The organism is Streptomyces sp. NPDC088350, from assembly GCF_044753545.1.
GTDB lineage: Bacteria > Actinomycetota > Actinomycetes > Streptomycetales > Streptomycetaceae > Streptomyces.
This window is the reverse complement of record NZ_JBIVNL010000010.1, coordinates 173,856-189,791: the sequence shown is the minus strand read 5'-3', so window position 1 is coordinate 189,791 and position 15,936 is coordinate 173,856. Positions and strand designations below refer to the sequence as shown.

General features: G+C 66.2%; 19 protein-coding genes. 5 read left to right on the top strand and 14 right to left on the bottom strand.

Going from position 1 to position 15,936, the window contains the following annotated elements:
• Positions 1–29: 29 nt before the first annotated feature.
• Genes ACIQBL_RS33195 through ACIQBL_RS33180 form a run of 4 tightly spaced genes read right to left on the bottom strand, consistent with a single transcriptional unit; the run spans position 30 to position 2,366 of the window.
• Positions 30–737: a hypothetical protein gene (locus tag ACIQBL_RS33195; protein WP_401948298.1), complete on the bottom strand. Its 708-nt coding sequence runs from the start codon at positions 735–737 to the stop codon at positions 30–32.
• Positions 734–1,132: a DUF6415 family natural product biosynthesis protein gene (locus tag ACIQBL_RS33190; RefSeq protein ID WP_401948296.1), complete on the bottom strand. Its 399-nt coding sequence runs from the start codon at positions 1,130–1,132 to the stop codon at positions 734–736. Before ACIQBL_RS33190 ends, ACIQBL_RS33195 begins: the two co-directional genes overlap by 4 nt.
• Positions 1,132–1,602 carry an ATP-binding protein gene (locus ACIQBL_RS33185; RefSeq protein WP_401948293.1) on the bottom strand — a complete coding sequence of 157 codons (471 nt, stop codon included), beginning with the start codon at positions 1,600–1,602 and terminating at the stop codon, positions 1,132–1,134. The genes ACIQBL_RS33190 and ACIQBL_RS33185 overlap by 1 nt, the downstream gene beginning before the upstream one ends.
• A complete protein-coding gene (locus ACIQBL_RS33180; protein ID WP_401948291.1) occupies positions 1,602–2,366 on the bottom strand; it encodes a TauD/TfdA family dioxygenase in 765 nt (254 codons plus the stop codon). Before ACIQBL_RS33180 ends, ACIQBL_RS33185 begins: the two co-directional genes overlap by 1 nt.
• A gap of 204 nt (positions 2,367–2,570) precedes the next feature.
• Between ACIQBL_RS33180 and ACIQBL_RS33175 the strand changes: the two genes are divergently transcribed.
• The 3 genes from ACIQBL_RS33175 to ACIQBL_RS33165 all read left to right on the top strand — a co-directional run bounded on the left by ACIQBL_RS33175 (position 2,571) and on the right by ACIQBL_RS33165 (position 5,593).
• Positions 2,571–2,990, top strand: a complete 420-nt coding sequence (locus tag ACIQBL_RS33175; protein WP_401948288.1) for an NUDIX domain-containing protein — start codon at positions 2,571–2,573, stop codon at positions 2,988–2,990.
• Between the two features lie 6 nt (positions 2,991–2,996).
• The gene (locus ACIQBL_RS33170) at positions 2,997–4,160 is read left to right on the top strand and encodes a helix-turn-helix domain-containing protein (protein ID WP_401948285.1); all 1,164 of its coding nucleotides are present in this window, start codon (positions 2,997–2,999) and stop codon (positions 4,158–4,160) included.
• Positions 4,161–4,351: 191 nt separating this feature from the next.
• Positions 4,352–5,593, top strand: coding sequence for a helix-turn-helix transcriptional regulator (locus tag ACIQBL_RS33165; RefSeq protein WP_401948282.1), 1,242 nt, complete (start codon positions 4,352–4,354; stop codon positions 5,591–5,593).
• 50 nt (positions 5,594–5,643) lie between these two features.
• On the opposite strand, the gene cutA is transcribed toward ACIQBL_RS33165, so the two are convergent.
• The gene (cutA, locus tag ACIQBL_RS33160) at positions 5,644–5,970 is read right to left on the bottom strand and encodes a divalent-cation tolerance protein CutA (RefSeq protein WP_401948280.1); all 327 of its coding nucleotides are present in this window, start codon (positions 5,968–5,970) and stop codon (positions 5,644–5,646) included.
• A gap of 129 nt (positions 5,971–6,099) precedes the next feature.
• Between cutA and ACIQBL_RS33155 the strand changes: the two genes are divergently transcribed.
• On the top strand, positions 6,100–6,621 hold the full coding sequence (locus ACIQBL_RS33155) for a hypothetical protein (RefSeq protein WP_401948277.1): 522 nt from the start codon (positions 6,100–6,102) through the stop codon (positions 6,619–6,621).
• 92 nt (positions 6,622–6,713) lie between these two features.
• Here the strand turns inward: ACIQBL_RS33155 and ACIQBL_RS33150 are convergent, their stop codons facing one another.
• From ACIQBL_RS33150 to ACIQBL_RS33115, 8 genes are all read right to left on the bottom strand, one after another.
• Positions 6,714–7,142 (bottom strand): DUF6233 domain-containing protein, encoded by a 429-nt coding sequence (locus ACIQBL_RS33150; RefSeq protein WP_401948274.1) that lies wholly within the window; start codon positions 7,140–7,142, stop codon positions 6,714–6,716.
• A gap of 303 nt (positions 7,143–7,445) precedes the next feature.
• On the bottom strand, positions 7,446–7,643 hold the full coding sequence (locus ACIQBL_RS33145; RefSeq protein ID WP_401948802.1) for a hypothetical protein: 198 nt from the start codon (positions 7,641–7,643) through the stop codon (positions 7,446–7,448).
• Positions 7,644–7,697: 54 nt separating this feature from the next.
• Entirely contained in the window at positions 7,698–8,030 is a 333-nt protein-coding gene (locus ACIQBL_RS33140) for a hypothetical protein (RefSeq protein ID WP_401948272.1), read from the bottom strand.
• Positions 8,031–8,107: 77 nt separating this feature from the next.
• Positions 8,108–8,398: a hypothetical protein gene (locus tag ACIQBL_RS33135; protein WP_401948269.1), complete on the bottom strand. Its 291-nt coding sequence runs from the start codon at positions 8,396–8,398 to the stop codon at positions 8,108–8,110.
• Complete coding sequence (locus tag ACIQBL_RS33130; protein WP_401948266.1) at positions 8,398–9,447, bottom strand: major capsid protein; 1,050 nt, start codon at positions 9,445–9,447, stop codon at positions 8,398–8,400. The genes ACIQBL_RS33135 and ACIQBL_RS33130 overlap by 1 nt, the downstream gene beginning before the upstream one ends.
• 13 nt (positions 9,448–9,460) lie before the next feature.
• The gene (locus tag ACIQBL_RS33125; RefSeq protein ID WP_401948264.1) at positions 9,461–9,877 is read right to left on the bottom strand and encodes a head decoration protein; all 417 of its coding nucleotides are present in this window, start codon (positions 9,875–9,877) and stop codon (positions 9,461–9,463) included.
• Between the two features lie 109 nt (positions 9,878–9,986).
• On the bottom strand, positions 9,987–10,694 hold the full coding sequence (locus tag ACIQBL_RS33120; protein WP_401948261.1) for a hypothetical protein: 708 nt from the start codon (positions 10,692–10,694) through the stop codon (positions 9,987–9,989).
• A gap of 98 nt (positions 10,695–10,792) precedes the next feature.
• Positions 10,793–11,773: a hypothetical protein gene (locus tag ACIQBL_RS33115; protein ID WP_401948259.1), complete on the bottom strand. Its 981-nt coding sequence runs from the start codon at positions 11,771–11,773 to the stop codon at positions 10,793–10,795.
• 254 nt (positions 11,774–12,027) lie between these two features.
• On the opposite strand from ACIQBL_RS33115, the gene ACIQBL_RS33110 reads away from it, so the two are divergent.
• On the top strand, positions 12,028–13,260 hold the full coding sequence (locus tag ACIQBL_RS33110; protein WP_401948256.1) for a hypothetical protein: 1,233 nt from the start codon (positions 12,028–12,030) through the stop codon (positions 13,258–13,260).
• Between the two features lie 15 nt (positions 13,261–13,275).
• Here ACIQBL_RS33110 and ACIQBL_RS33105 read toward each other — a convergent pair whose 3' ends face one another.
• Positions 13,276–14,919 carry a hypothetical protein gene (locus ACIQBL_RS33105; protein WP_401948253.1) on the bottom strand — a complete coding sequence of 548 codons (1,644 nt, stop codon included), beginning with the start codon at positions 14,917–14,919 and terminating at the stop codon, positions 13,276–13,278.
• Positions 14,920–15,936 lie beyond the last annotated feature (1,017 nt).

Below are 15,936 nucleotides of genomic sequence, written 5' to 3'. Positions count from 1 at the left end.
TCTGGTCAGCGTTTTCGGAGCCGCTTCTTCTAAGCGGCAGAAACCAGGTCGTCCAGATCGACGACGGTGACGCCTCGTAGCTCGCGCACGAGTTGCGAGGCCAGGAACCACGGGGTCAACTGCCGATGCCTGTACGGCAGCGGGGTTTGTGCCAACTTGCCGTCGAACTCGACGGGCTCGGGGCGTCCGTCGGCACCGGCGCGGTAGAGCGCCCCGATCACTCCGTGCAGCCGCGGCACCCTGGCCCGGAGCGCGACGGTTCCGGCCCGCACGAGGTGTCCGCACTGTTCGACGGCGGCCTTCGCGTGTTCCAGACACAGAGGCGGCTGAGCCGTTAGGCACCCTTCCCAGCCATCCGTGGAGCCGGCCTCGTGCTGCGCGGCCAGGAACAGGTAGCCGAGCTGGGTGTGGCTGGGTTGCTGCACGCAAACCTGGCACCGCAGCCCTTCCATGCACTCCCGCTGTCGCGAAGGGTGCACGTCCCGCCACCGCGGTGTCCCAACGACGTCGTTGCCGTGGCGGGACTGAGAGCAGCGTGCCCAGAGCACGCCCCGCTCGTCCCGATCGCCCGGTCCTTCGTTCAGGTAGAACAGACCCTTGCCGCCGGGCCGCAGTCCTAGGTTCGACAGCGAGTCGGGCTGTTCGCCTTGGCGTGCGGTGATGTACGGCACGAGGCAACTGGTCGGGGCGTGCGTGCTGGTCAGGGAGTTCAGCTCCCTCGACGTGGCGCGCGTCATGAGGCGGTATCTCCCATCAGGTCGAGAAGCGCGAGGATGGCCAGGGCGAACCGCCGGAGATGGCCCGGTGCGTCACCGGGGTGGGGGTGATTGGCGCTCAGGTAGATGAGCCGCCGAACCTCGTCGACCGGATACGGCTGCACGAGGTAGGGAACGATCTCCACGAACGTGGTGGTCGTTTCCCGGAAGCGCGCGGCGATGGCCGCGACCAGATGCAGGTCAGGATGGGCGTGCTCGCCGAGTACGGCCTCAAGGTCCTCGTACAGCTGCTCGCCGATCGCCTCGCCGGCAAGCGAGCGGCGCAGGCCGAAGAGGACCATGCCCAGCGTCTCGTGATCGTTGGAGGTTCGCGGGCGCAGCAGCCGCACGGCGACATCAGCCGTCACTGCGACCATCACGACCTCCCACCGGGGATCGCGAGGGAGCACCACGTCATGGTGCCGTCGGTGCTAACCCCCCACTCTTTGGCGACGGCGGCGACAAGTAGCAGGCCACGGCCGTTCTCGTCGGCCATGCCTGCGGAACGCAGTCGGGCCGGAGTAGAGGTTCCGTCGGTCACTTCGATGCGCAGTTCGTAGGCGGAGTGCAGCACCTTGAGCCGGACCGGTTGTCCCTCACCGTGCTTGACGGCGTTGGTGACCAACTCGGAGACGACGAGCGTGGCGTCGTCGGTCAGCATCACCAGGTCCCAGCTGCGCAGTTGATCCCTGGTGATCCGTCTCACCTGCCCAATCCGGCGTTCAGCCGGATGGAAGTCGACCTTGAAGCCACCCTCGCCCGCTTGATCCCAGGTCTCGATAGCAGCGGCGACAGGCGTACGGGATGTCATCGCTCCGGCAGCGAGCGGCTGGGCTCGCTCCGTCATCACCCCGCCTCCGAAAGCATGGGTGTACGGCCCGAGGTGGGGGCCGGCGCGAACCCTCGGCGCATGGGAAACAGGGGCTGTCCAAGGGCGCGCCAGAAGAGCCGATCTCCGGTGAAGGCGCGTCGCGCGTGAAGCCAGCGTTCGTTGTCGAGCAGGTATCCCTGGCCGGGTGCCAGGGCGAGGCAGACCTGATGACGTCCGGCTGCAGCTCGCAGTTGCGGGAGGTAGGGCTGAACTATCGGGTTCCAGCGCGCCAGCTTGTCGAACCGCAGGCGCACGGACACCCGCCGATCGTCGTGGACGGTGAACACCTGCGTGGCATGGCCGTCTCCGGCCCCGAAGAAGGCGGTGCGCGCTTGTGCCAGCGCGACCCCCGCCTCCTGCTCGCCGGCGAAGAGGTCGGAGTGCATGACCTGTCCGTCGGTGAGCAGGCATTCCCCACCCGTGGCAGCAGCTTGTCCGCACACGAGGAGCATCAGGCGGGGCGGATTGGGGGTGCCGGAGCGTTCGGTGTGCGGATCGAGCGGGCCGTTGCCGAGCCCGGCGAATCCCGTCCGATGCGCATGGCGGCCGGTGTCGCGGATGGTGGTGAGCCCGTCCGAGTCGCTGTCGCGGTGCCGCACCAATTCCATGGTCCGGGTCGCGAAGGCGAGCACGGCGGCGCGCGAATCGAGACCGTCGACAGTGACCAGGCCCGTGTCCCGCAGCAGCCCCGCGATCTTCTTCGCGGCCCCAGGCGCGGCCAGGTCGACACGGTTGCGCATGAAGACATCGGTGTACGGCTGCTGGACTCGGCGCATCACGGATCTCCTTGGCTGCGGCGGATTGGTCCCACTGTTCGGCGCCGCCGGACCGGCGGTAAAGCGACAGATTGTCGACTCGGGCATTTCACCCACGCCCAACTCGCGCCTCAGGCCACGTGCTACGTTCCGATCGCCCCCGGCCGTACGTGCAATCCGAGGAGAGAGATGGCGTACACGCCCCCCACCTGGCCCGTCTCCGTCAAGGGCGTCGCCGTGGACGGTCAGCGACGCGTACTGCTGCTGAAGAACGAACGCGAGGAGTGGGAACTGCCCGGAGGGCGACTCGAACTCTCCGATGCCACACCAGAGTTCGCAGTGGAGAGAGAGATCGAGGAGGAGACCGGCTGGGCGGTCAAGGCCGGCCCTCTCCTGGATGTGTGGATCTACCAGCCCCTGCCCGTGGCCATGCCGGACAGGCGAGTCGTGATCGTCACCTACGGCTGCATCGTCCATACCCCGGACAAGACCCCCGTGGTGAGTCACGAGCACAAGCAGCTCGGCATGTTCACCGCTGACGAAGTGCCCGGCCTGACGATGCCGGACGGATACAAGCAGTCCATCGCCGCCTGGTACGCACGGATGTGACGGAACATGGACAGTTCGATGGTCCTGCGGCGCTCGCAACACACCGTGTGGCACTGGGCGACTCCGCAGGCCGAGGCAGTCCTCGCGTCCCGCGATCTCGGAGCCATCCTGCGCTTCCACCGTGCCGTGCACGGCATGAACCAGTCCGAACTCGGACGGCTCCTCGGCTACGACAAGACGTACATCTCGCTCCTCGAACTCGGCAAACGGAGCCTTGAAGACATCGGCTCCCGTCGGCACATCGCCGAGGCCCTGTGTCTTCCTCCGCACATCGTCGGCGTCACCGATCCAGCCGACACCGACCACCGCGCCATGCTCCAGTTCGGCGAGTCCACGGTCCGCCTCGCCGAGATCGCCCGCCAGTCCGGACATGCCTCCGAAGCCGTCGCCGAGTTGTGGCCTCTGGTCGCCCGGCTGGAGGCCCGCATGGAGGACGGACACGCGGAACGGGATGTCCTGCACCTCCTGGCCCGAGCCCGTGTCGGCCTCGGCGTCGCCCTGGGCAACGTCCTGCCGGAGGAACGGCTGAGCACCGCCGCGCACTGGACCGCGAAGAGCATCGACATCGCCCGCTACTTCGGCGAACCGCCCTTCACCTCCTACGTGTTGCGCATGCACGGCAACGAACTGCGTAAGGCCCGCCTCCACGGAGCCGCCGTCGACCGTCTGCAGCACGCGGCTGCCATCGCACCGGACAACGAGGCGAAAGCAGCCGTACTTCCGCTGCTCGCTCGTGCGGCCGGCGCCCTCCGGAACCAGCCCCTGTTCGACGAGGCGATGCGGGAGACGAACCGACTCCTCGAAGAGACCGACCACACCTCGTTGTTCAACCCCTACGCCCTGCACGAGATCCGCCTGCGAGGGCTGATGGCCACCGAGAGGACCGACATCGCCATACAACTGATCGAGCAGGGCAGTCCTGTACCGACAACTACCGTCGCCCCGCAGTGGCGCGTGATCGAGCTCATCACCGTGGCCCAGGTACGGCTGGCCGCCGACGACCCAGGCAGCGCCGCACAGTCCCTGCACACCGCAGTCGACGAAGCAGTCCGCCAGCGACTTCCCCACCAGTTGCAACGCATCGTGCGCGCGGCGCAGTACCAGCTGCCGGAGATCAGGGAAGTCGCGGGCCATGCCCTGGACCGGATTCGGCAGGAGATGGCCGCCTAACTTGATCTCGTTCCAGAGCAGCACCGGCTGGCCTCGGTCATCCGACTTAAGGAACGTGGTCATGGGCCCATCGCACCGCGCTACGAAGTCGTCTGCCAGGGGAATCCAGAGGGGGAAAAATCTGTCAAGGGGGGAAACTCCGGGGGAATTGAGGCCATGATTGAAATCCGCCCACAACAGAGGTCACACTCATGACGGATCCGTTCGCCGAACTGCTGATCCGGCTCCGCAAGGACGCAGGCCGGACGAAAGAGCAGCAGGCAGACGCGATCAACGCTGCCTCAGGCCGGGAAACCCTGACCCGCCGAGAGATCAGCCGCTACGAGAAGTTCGAGAACATCCCTACGAACCACACCCTCGCCCACATCGCGGTGGCTTCCGGCGTCCCCTTCGAAGAGCTACTGCGGGAGGCCAAAGCCGCCCGCGCCCGACGGAGGATGGGGAACGTCCGTGACGAGGAGGATCAGGACGACGTGAAGCGCCGCACGCTGCTGGGCAGTGCCGCCGTCGGCGTAAGCGCGGCTGCCGAGCCCTGGGGACGCCTCGCCTTCGCCCTCAGCAAGGGCTCGGTCATCGACACGCCCGCCGCGGTCGCGCTCGTCAACCGTGCTGCCGACCTGCACGTCCAGGAGCTCAACCTCAGTGCCCGCCGCCTGCAAGGCACGGTTGAGTCGCACCTTGACGCGATCACCGCGGCCCTGCCTCACGCCGGCGAGCACGAACGGGCTCTCACCGTCGCAGCCGGGGAAACCGCCGCCCTTGCCGGCTGGGTGGCCTGGGACCTGGGCGAGTACGCCAAGGCCGGTTCCTATTACGACGTCACGATCGAGTGCGCGGCGAAGGCCGGGCATCCTCCCCTCAGGGCCTTGGCCCTCACCTACGCCAGCTACGGGGCTCCGACATCGAAGAGGAAGCTGGAACTCCTGTCCCAGGCCTCCCAAGATGTGCGTGGCCACGGCAACGCCACGGCCGCGGCCTGGGTTCTCGGAAGGCACGCGGAGGAGGCCGCCGCGATCGGCGACGAAGCAGGGGCGCTTCGTGCGCTTGACCGAGCACGCTTCGCATACGACTTCGCGGATCACACCAGCGAGCAGGCGTGGGTCCGCTTCGTGACGCCGTACCGGATGGATTCGTTGGCTCTTTCCGTGTACGGGCAGTTGAGGCGATCCGAACTCACCGCCACAGCCGACACGGCGGTCGGTCGCCTCGGGGACGAACTACCGGACGGCGGCGTCGTCGTCCTCGGCGATCTCGCCTCGGCCCTGCTGCGCGGAGGTGACGTCGAGCAAGGCGTCTACGTATCGCGCCAGTTCACGGCCGCGTCACAGGCCAAGCCCAACACGATGGGCAAGGAACGCGCCGCGAAAATCGCCGCATGGCTCCCCGACACCGAGCGGGAACTCGCCCACCACTTGCGGCAGTTCGCGTCCTGAAGCGATCCCCTGGTTCGGAACACGACCGCCGTCGCGCGGTACGTCGTTCCTCAGTCCCGTGTCGTCTCCTCAAGAACCCACGACAGGTACGCCTCGGACCCGCCGGTCACAGGCAGCGTGATCCACTGGGGGACGTCGTACGGGTGCTGCTCGGAGAGCCATGCCTCCAACTGCGGGAGACGGTCTGTCGTCGTCATGTACGAGATACGCCACTCCCGCGCCGTCTCGACCGCGTTCTTCCACCAGTAGACGGCGGTGATCGGCGCGTCGATGTGAACGCCCGCTGCCAACTTGCTCTCAACCGCACCCCGCGCCAGCGCCTTTGCCTGGTCCTCGTCGTCGATGGTCGTCTGCGCGATCACAATCTCGTTGGCCATGCGACTGCCTCTCCAGCTCGGTGTAGCACGACCCTATCCAGCCGTCTCTGGCGCTTGCCCGCCTCTCCCGAGGCGGGGATTGCAGAGTCAACCACCTTGAGCAGAGCCCGAGCTGGCATGATCCACTGCATGGCTGAGGGTGGGGAAGCGGTAACGGAACCAGCGCCGGTGTCGCTCACAAAGACCCCGGAGAAGGGCCGGCGACGCATACCGATGTGGGCCACTGTCGCCGGCATAGCGGCCGTCACAGTCGGCGTCGTGCTTTGGGTCTGGGCGCCGTGGATCGACCGCAGCCCGTTCACCGCCTACACGGTAGGGGTGCAGGACGAGGAACAGACCGTTCCTGGCTCGACACCGGACAGCTGCGTCCGCACGGCCGCATCCGAAGAAGAGACCGTCATCTACGACGAGGACGGCAAGAGACTGGCCTCCGGACGCGCCGAGCGAGAAGGCGAGCGCCTGGGCCCCGAGTTCGGAGATTGGGCCGGGGACTGCCTGATCGTGACTCGAATCGACGACATCTCCGGAGGCATGGGCACATACGTGACCGAGTGGGGCGGAGGCACCCGCAACGAAATCTCGGAAGAGGAGCTGCGCCGCCCCTTGGAACAGAGTCGCGAGCAGTTCAAGACCATGGACAAGCCGGAGTAGCCCGCGAGCGGTCTACCAGTAGCTACGTGCAGGCGTCAGCTACGTCGCCCCCTCGCCAACTCCGCCACCCCGTCCTCGGTGGCCAGTCCGGCTCAGTCCAGATCGATACCCAGTTCCGTGTCCGGACGGCAGAACTCACAGGCGTCGAAGAACGGACGGTCGTTCGTCAGGACCTTCCGAGCCAGGCCCGGCTCGACAGGGCGCACGTCATGGGGAGTCCGGTCGCAGTCGGCAACGTGGATGACTGCCCCCTTGGTGGCGTCGCGGCGGTCCCGGCGTTCGAGAACATATCCGGAAGACGGGCGATCGCCGGTCTCAGCGCGGGTCGCGGACGGCGGTCTCGTGGGCACTACGAGGGATGACCGAGGGATGGCCGCACGATCGGCATGGGCGATCGCACGCTCTACGTCTCGCCGCTGAAGCCGCAGATAGATGCCGATCGTCTCCTGCTCCGTGAGCTGCTGATCGAGGTACGCCAAGATCACCCGGAGGCGGGGCAGATCAGGTGGCAGATCGTTCACGTGTTCGATTCAAGCATCATGCCCCTGCCCAGTCGAGTCTGACGGTCAGCGCCCTGCGTCAGTGGACCTTGAGCGTGCGCCAGCGGAGTTTGAGTGACTCAGGTCTCACGCGTGTAGTGGCTGCAGACCGCCGCGAGGGTGTCGAGAATCCCCTCGGCGGCGGGCACTATACTGCATGATCAGAAAAATCGGGAGGATGGTTGGAAATTCCGTCCGGATTCCAGTCGTTATTTCCTTCGGAAAGCGCACCACCCGGATAGATGAAGGCCGCCGCAGCCGATGGCGGCGCACACGGGAGGGGCCTCACCAATGAACGGTCAGACAGATCAACGAACGGTACTGCTTGTGCTCGTCGGTTGCGGCGCGGTCTATGCGGCCTTTGAGCACCCATCGTTCGGCACCGCTCTCCTGGTCGGAATCGGTGCGGTAACACTGCTGCATCTCCTGATGAAGGACTAGTGACCCGCATTGTTTGTGCCTGTCGCACCTTCGACGGCACACGCTCAAGGTCCGGTGTCCGAACCTCCTACTGCGCTTTCACGGCCTCCCAGCCGCCTACCGAAAGCGACGCGCGGGAGTCAGCCACGCGACCATCATCACCGGCTCCGCCGCTTCGCCTTCGTCGTTCGGTTCATCCGGAGCTACGGCCTGGCGGACCTGCTCGATCTGCCGCTCGATGCCACGCAGGTTCTCCTGCAAGTCCATGGTCACTACGCCGTCGACGGTGACCTTCAGCGGATCGGCCAGCAGACGGGCGCGCCGCTCCCCCAGTACTTCGAGGGCGACCGCGCGCGCCGAGCGCAGTCGGAAGAAGCGGCGTTCCAGGTCGGCCGGGTCGGTGTCCGGGCCGACCTGCGCGAGCAGCCACGACCGCTGGAACTCGTCCACGGGTGCACATCCTCGGGGTGAGGCGCGATGCGGAGCCGTACGGGGGTGAGCCGGCTCCGCACCGCGCAGTGAGCGTATTACCCGGCCGCCGAACGGGACCGGCGTACGGGCGTCTTCTTACCCGTCCCGCTGGTCGGTCCGGGATCCTCCTCCGAGCCATCGGCTCCATCAACTGGGGCCGACTCAGCACCAGTTGGCAGCTCGGGCTCACTGTCGTTCGGGGGCGGTGGCGCGTCCCAGGCGTCGGGGTTCGTGACGAGGTCGGCGATCTCCGGCTCCGGGTTGTCGCCCGGCAGCAGGATCAACTCCTCATACGTCGTGGGGTCCTTGACGTAGACAGCGGCCTTCAGCCGCCTACGGTCACGCATCACAGCACCTTCGCCACGATGTGCGCGTCCGGGGTGTGCATGACCGGCATGCCGACCGCGGCGCCCTTGGTCCAGATCTGCACGGGGTCGTCCTGCACCCCGCGGGTGATGATCAGGCCGGGCGCGTCCTCCCGGACGATCTCCGGGTTCGAGCCGCGCGACAGCACCAGGGCCTCGGCCGTCACCCCGAACAGGGTCTGCGCCCATTTCTCCCGCTCCGGCGGCACCAGGATCCACAGGTCCTCGGGCAGCACCTTGCGAGGCTTGCCGTCCACCCGCACCTGCGCCTTGTAGAACTGGATCGGCGGCAGCGAGTAGTTGCCCCGCACCACGTTGATCTGCTGCGGCGTCAACGTCGCCGTCGGTGTCGCCGACGGGCTCACCGACCCGTAATACGCGGCCCGGTAGGCGTTGTTGGCCGCCAGGAACGAGAACGCCTTCCGGCTGCTGACCACCATCTCCGGTTCCGGAGCGCCGATGTCGTCGAGGTGCTGGATCCACCGCAGCTCGTCCGCGATGGGGTCGGAGGCCGGGTCCGACCATGGGCGGGCCGCGACCGGCATGTTCTCGGCGGGGACGTTCCAGTCGACCTCCAGCGTCAGCCCGTTCTCCTGCACCAGCTCGAACTTGCCGTCTACGAGGACATCGCCGGCAGCCAGCTCCAGCCGGGAGCGGATGGCTTCCACATGCCGCTCCACGTCGTCGTAGAGCAAGTCGATCAGCCGGTCCTGATCCGAACCATGGGAGGCCTCCAGCAGGATCTGCTCCTGCTCGGACACCACGAGCTTCTGTCCCAGGGCTGGCAGCGCGCCCTCGCGGGAGGTCTGCCACGCCTCACGGGTCGCGAACGGCACCGACGCGTTGAACGCCCGGTACTTCGCCGCGTTCACGTACCGGCCGGAGTCCCTCGTACGCCACTTCACCTCCCGCATCTCCACGGTCGGGAAGATCGTCTGGGTGAGCAGGAAGTCCTTCGGGGCCGGGATCGCGCGGGCGAACGCCGTCAGGTCCATCGCCGAGACGTCCTTGAGCAGGTCCTGAATCGTCACAACAGACCCCCGCTCACACGAAGCGGATCTGCGCGGCCCGCGGGTGCCACGTCAGCTGGGACACGTCGATGCCGCCCGGGACCTTCGACGCCTTCACCGCGCCGTGCCACAGCAGAGCGGCCGGCACCCGGGTCTGCCCCGGCGCGAACGGTGCCTCCGCGATCACGAACCCGCGCAGGATCTGACGGCCGCACTGGGCATCCGGGTCGTACGGCCCGTACAGGCCGGACTCCGCGACCCGGCCGACCGGCACACCCGACAGGACCCGGCCGTACGGGTCGCAGCCGTCGCCGCATACGAAGTGGGTGCCCTCGCAGAACAGGGGCAGGTCGAGGGTGATCGTGTCGACGGAGTCGGTGCCGTGCAGGGACGCCAGCCACTCGCGGTTGGCGGTCGTGTACTCGGACTTCGATACGGGCTGGATGGACATGTGCGTGTCTCCATGGACGCTGCGGTCAGATTCCGCACACCGCCCACCAAGGCGATGTCGTCCACGAAGTCGAAAGGGGCGTGGTCCCCAAGTGATCTGCGCCCGGGCGTTAGCGGGCGGCGGTGTCGCTGAACTCGGCTATCAGGCCCCGGCGTTTGGCCATCTCCAGCCCGGCCGAGCCGGGCTTCGACACCGGAGTCGTACGGGTCGGGCCGCGCCCGGCCGGTGCACCCGCGGGAGCCGCCGGCACCGGGGTACGGACCTCCCCGAACAGTTCGGGGCGGCGTGCGCGCAGGGCCTCGGCCGCCGACTGGACCTGCGCCTCATCCGCGTCCTCATCGTCCACGGCCAGGAGACGCTCCGCGTCCACCAGGTCGTCGCCCTCAGCGCCGAGCGCCACCAGGGCACCCCGGCGAAGAACCGCCCGCTCCCGCTCAGCGGCCAGTTCCTCACGACGAGCGGCCTGCAACTCCCGCTCCTGGGCAGCCTGTTCACGGCGCTCGACTTCCGACAGCGCGGCCTGCTCGGCCTCCCGCTGCTCGGTCACGAACTCGCTAAGCGCCTTCGGGGAGTCGAACCCGAGCGTGGCCAACAGCCGCTTGACCGCGGCCCGTTCACCCTGCGCCTTCTCCCGGGTGAGCATCTTCCCCAACCGGTCCTGGGTGACGGTGACTTGCTGCTCCTGGCCGGAATCGGCCGCGTCGTCGAGCTGGTCGTTGCTCTCGTCCTCCGACGAGGCACCGAGAACCGGGTAGATCGGCCGCCCGTCATCACGGAACCCAACAGGACGGTGGCGGGGTGGCAGGGGCCGGACCATACATCTCCTCCAGAGCGCGCCCCCGCGCTGAAGATCAGTGTAACCACCTGCCATGGCCGTTCAACACGGACTCGACGCCAAGATCAGCAAATCCAGGACTACTTCGCAGGAAAGAGGAAGGGATAGAGAAATGCCAGCGCACTCAGCCCTGTGATCGTCGTGTTGCGGAACACCGCCGCCACTACCACAACGGAAGTCATCACACTCACCTGTATAGGGAGTCCCAGAGCCTGCGCACCGAGAGCGACACCCGCGATACAGAGAGCAGATATGGCCAGCTTCGCAGCCTCGAAACGCTTCTCAATCACAGGGACATCATCAAGATCACTCTGGTCCAAGAGCGCGCCGACTCGTCCTTCCACATATCGATTGCTGATCTTCAACGTCAGAGCGGCTATGCGCCGGGCAGCCTCCTTCGGGTCAACATCCAACTGGGCTTCCGCAGCACGCATCGCGTCAGCCACACGAAAAGCGTGTTCACGCATCACCCTGCGCCGTCGCCAAGAGGAAACCCCCACGGTGCCCCTCATGGACCTGGCTTTGTAAATCCGCCCCACGGAGTTACTGACACTGGACGTGTAGTGCTCATCTCGAATCCGCGGCGCACGAACGACGTCGGCACATCGATGAATGAGCTCGACCCAGGTGTTCAGGCACATGAAGCTGCCTGCCTTGACGTCGAAGAGCCATCCAGTTAATACCGCCGCCCGACGCACAAGCAGGGATGTCAGGACTAAACCCAAGAGAGGACCGAAGAAGTTGATCACACCCGGCCAACTCCATGCCGCTGCGTCCTGAGCGGCCCTGCTGAGCTGCCGGTAATGGGCGTACTCAGGAAAAGCCATAGCAGCCGTACCCATCACGAGCCGACCACACAGGATGAACAGGAAGAAGGTCACAGGGGCCAAGATCAAAAAGAAGAGGGGGCCTGTGTGATATCGAATTCGCAAGGCCACGCGCAACGGCCCCGGCACGGGCCCGATCCCGAGCGTCTCAACGTCTTCACGCAGTCTCTTGATCTTCGCATCGGCTACCTTGCGCTGATGCGCGACGATGCGGCCTCGCACGAGAGCAAACATGGATCGAAGAGTGCCAGAACCCACTGACATCCGGGGCAAGTTGAACCCATTCGCCTGCAGTGGTGGATCACGTCAGAGCATCCCACTCAATCCGGTTGCGCCGACTGAGGCAGAGACCCGATCCTGGTCTGTTCGCCACATTCGCACCAGAAGGGTCTTCACCCGTGACCACGTCGAACGACCAAACCCTCGCTCAGCTCCAAACCGTGGACCCTCGTGTCCTTCACTTCACGCCCCTCGGCCTCGGTGGAGCCATGCAACCCGAGGACGCCGCGGACTATCACCAACGCCTGCTCGCCAACCTCGTCCTGGCCGACGACGTGGCGCAGACGACGCGGCAGAAGTTCGAGCAGCTGTGCGCGGGCTACAGGCAAGGGTTGCTGTGCTACGAGCTCTTCACCCTGGTCGCGGACGCGGCACGGCTGACCATGGAACACGCACTACGTGACCGGTTCGCCGCTCACCACAACGGCACGATCACCGTCCAGGACAGGAACGGGGATGAGCATCAGATCGTCTACACCACCTACTCAGACTTCTACGACCAGTACAAGAAGAAGGTTCGCGGGACAAAGATCCGCATGGGCAGCTCAGACGCCTGGACCGGGTTCAGCGGCGTGCTGGAAGACCTGCTGCGCTGGGCACGGCGCGAGGGACTGCTGCGCGGGCAGCGAAACCGGCACATCGAGCGGGCCAAGAGGGACTTGCGGAACCTGACCGCTCACGGCACCTACCACCTGCTCGACCCCTTCGAGGCCTACAGAACCCTGTCCGACCTGATGGAACTCATCAACCACCTGTGGGGCCACCCAACCCCGGGCGGCCGGCTCCACCCGGCCCCGATCACACGCGACGTGGTCGCCATCCGCTGGAACAACACCACCGGCTCAGTGCGAGCGGGCCACGCCGCCCAACTTGCCCACGAACGCGAAGACAACGACGAATACACCTACGTCCTAGTGCGCGCGGCCTTCTATCCAAGCGAACTTGAGGACCCCCACCTGATGGAGTACGACGCTCGACACGCAACCACACAGTTCCCGTCGCAGTACCTATGGGGACCGGGCACCCGTGCAGAAGCCGTCGCCTGGTTCGAGCGCGAAGCTCCGGAGCCGGACACTTGCGACTACCTGGATCAGATCTTCGTGATCCGCGTCCACGATGGCCGCATCCATCTGCCGATGTATCCGGCCATCGCCGCGAGCCTCCCGACAGAGGAGCAGCACGGAACCTGGCACGCAGTCCGCGCCGATGGCCCGTACGAGGTGTTCGCGCACACCCGCGCGGTCTCCGCAGCCGAGCAAGGACACGCCCCGAGCGGGGAGTGCACGCAGTGCCCAGTCCACACGATCGCCAGCGGCGACCTAGCCCATGTCCTCCAGGCCGCCCAAACCGCTGGCGTCGACATCACTGCGGTGGAAGTACCCGATGTCCGCACCGTGTTCGCCGACGTAGTGGCGCCTCGCTCTGCGGCGATCCCGTCGTAGCCACACGCCCGTTCCCTACGCCGCCGATCGCCCCTCCTCCTGCTGGTCGTCTTCTGCGTCCTCGTCGCGCCCGCGCCGAGCAGTGTCCTCCGCGACCCGCATCGCGGCCTCCTGCTCGGCCTTCGCCCTGATCCGCGCCACCTCCTGCGACGCGTCCTCGATCGGATACCCCGCCTCTACGAGCATCGCCACCGCTGTCTCCAGCGACAGCACCCCTGCCCCGTACGCCGACACGACCTCCTCCAGCACCGCCCCTCGGTCCGTCGGTGTGTGCGGTGCCCATGCCAACCTCGTCGGCAGCGACTCCCCCGCCGGCCAACCTTCCGCCCGCCCCGCCTGATACAGCCGCTGCACCATCTTGAACAGCAACCGGTACTTGTGCTCCCGCGCCAAGCGCATCATCCCGATCAACGCGTCCAACGGCCCCAACGCCAGCTTCAACGCGTACCCCGACGGCACCTCCGTGGCATCCAGCGTCCCCAATCCGGCTGCCGTCACCCGAGAGTTCGATGCGATCCGCTCCAGCAGGTGATCCACCCTCGCCCGCAGTTCGGCCAACTGTGGGGAGGTGTCCAGCGCGTCCATCCGCCCGGTCTCGCCGAGCTGCCAAACCGCTCCGGCCTTGACCTCAAGCTCCTTGGGCTGACCCGTAGCCCGGTCTACCGGCAACCGCGCACCCGCCAGCCCGATGATCGGCGTACCCGTCGTCGCCGACGCCGCCGAACTGTCCGAGTCCGTCGCCGCCAACTCGTCCAGCGCCTGCAACACCCGCGCGAGCACCGAACGGCCCCAGTGCTCCCCGCCGTCCGGGATCGTGTTCGCGAAGTGCACCACCGGAACGAAGTCGATCATCAGGTCCAGCCGGTTCAACTCCGTACCGTCCGGCCGTACCCGGTACGACGCCTTGCCCACTGGCAGCCGGTCGAGCGTCTCACCGCTCTTCAGGTCATCAAGCAGCCACTCCGCGTCCGTGAGGTAACACGTCACGTTGGAACTACGACCCAACTCCCACGGATACTGCCGTACCCCACCCCCGTCGGACTCCTCGGCGCCCTCGGAGATAGGACCCAGTTCGTAGGTGACTCGGCGCACCCGGGCTTTCAACCCGGCGTCGTCGTCTGCCGGCAGCTCCCACGCCAGATGCACGCGGCTGGGGAAGTCGTCGTCCTCGTCGTCCCACTGTGGGAAGAAGAACCCCGGATCGTAGACCCGCAGCGTCGGCCGCCGCTTCTCCGGGTTCCACGCCAGAACCATGAGACTGTCGCCGAGGAGGACCGCCGCTCTCTCCGCCTGCTGCACTCGAAACGTCAGCAGTTCCTTGTCTGCCCACGTCCGCAACCGCTCCTGCGCCGCAGCGGCCTCGGCAACGCCCGGGGTCGGCGTCTCGTCGTCGGCGTGCTCCGCGCCCTCGACCACGACCTTCTGCTCCGAACCCAGGAGGTAACCGAGCGCGGTGTCCACGAGGTTGGCCGCGTCGCCGAGCTCCCGGCGCTCCAACGCGCCCGCGTCACCACCAGCCGCAGAGAGCTGGCCAGCCTGGTTGTTGTCGTACGACGCGAGCACCTTGTACGCGGCCAACCGCCGCAACTCGTGCGACGGCACCCACGTTCTGGCCAGCTCCGGGAACGCGCGGCTCTCCGAACGGCCAGCAGCAACCATCACTGGCTTGTAATCCAGCCACGACCAGGCGTCGATCACGAATTGGCGTAGGCCCACGGGTTCCTCCGGACGTCAGCCCCGCGCCATCGATCAGCCTATAGTCCGCCCTGTCACCGGCCTACGCTCACCCTGCCCCTTGGGATCACCGGCACACACCTCGTGTGAATCGTGGCCGCCTAGAGGACGGGGCTAGAGCTCAATTTATCCAATAGCGGTACCTCGCCCGCCTCTACTGAAGACTGCGCATTGGATCGCTGCACCGGAAAATACCCCGGCTCAACACTTCGTTGACACGTAGGACACTCCGTCACTGTCAAAGGATCCACCCGCACAGGCCCGAAGTTGATTTGCCGTGCTTCCCACTCTCGTCGCTCCTTCTCAACGCAGAGTCCTTCCAGAGCTCGATGCATCGTACGGAGTAGCGATCGGCGTTCATGCTGCCTCCGCTCCTCCAAACCGACTCTCCACCACATCAGCTCCGAAGGATCGATCGCCGTCCTGCAGCTCTTGTTGACCAGCGCGACTACACGTCGCAGGTCGACTCCGATCGGCCTCTCCTGATGACATCCTTTTCTGAATGCCTCAAGAATATGGTCGGAAGTCGGAGGCTTATAGGAAGTGTAGTCAACTCCATTCATCGTGTCCGAGTACTCATCAATCACGTACCCCAGAATCCAGCTCTCCTCCGAGGTGGGGCAAATCCGAGCGCCAGCATGCTTGTCGTTTTCCCTGAAGCGCAGCATCTCAACGTCGGACATCTGCTCCGCCGCTCTGCGAATGTTCTGAATATCACTTTTTGTGTGGTGTCCGTAGCCGTAAACCCTAACGGCGAGCGACCGCCAGGTCATCCACACAGGGTAGGGCTCAGAGGTCCTAGCAGCCTTGAGGGTCTTCCTGATTCGGTCGCGTACCGGCGCATTCCTTGTAGTCACGGACGCAGATGCTAACCGTGCACCCAGAAAATTCCACGCAATCGACATGGGGATTCTCGACAATCACGCACCCCTACGAATCGCC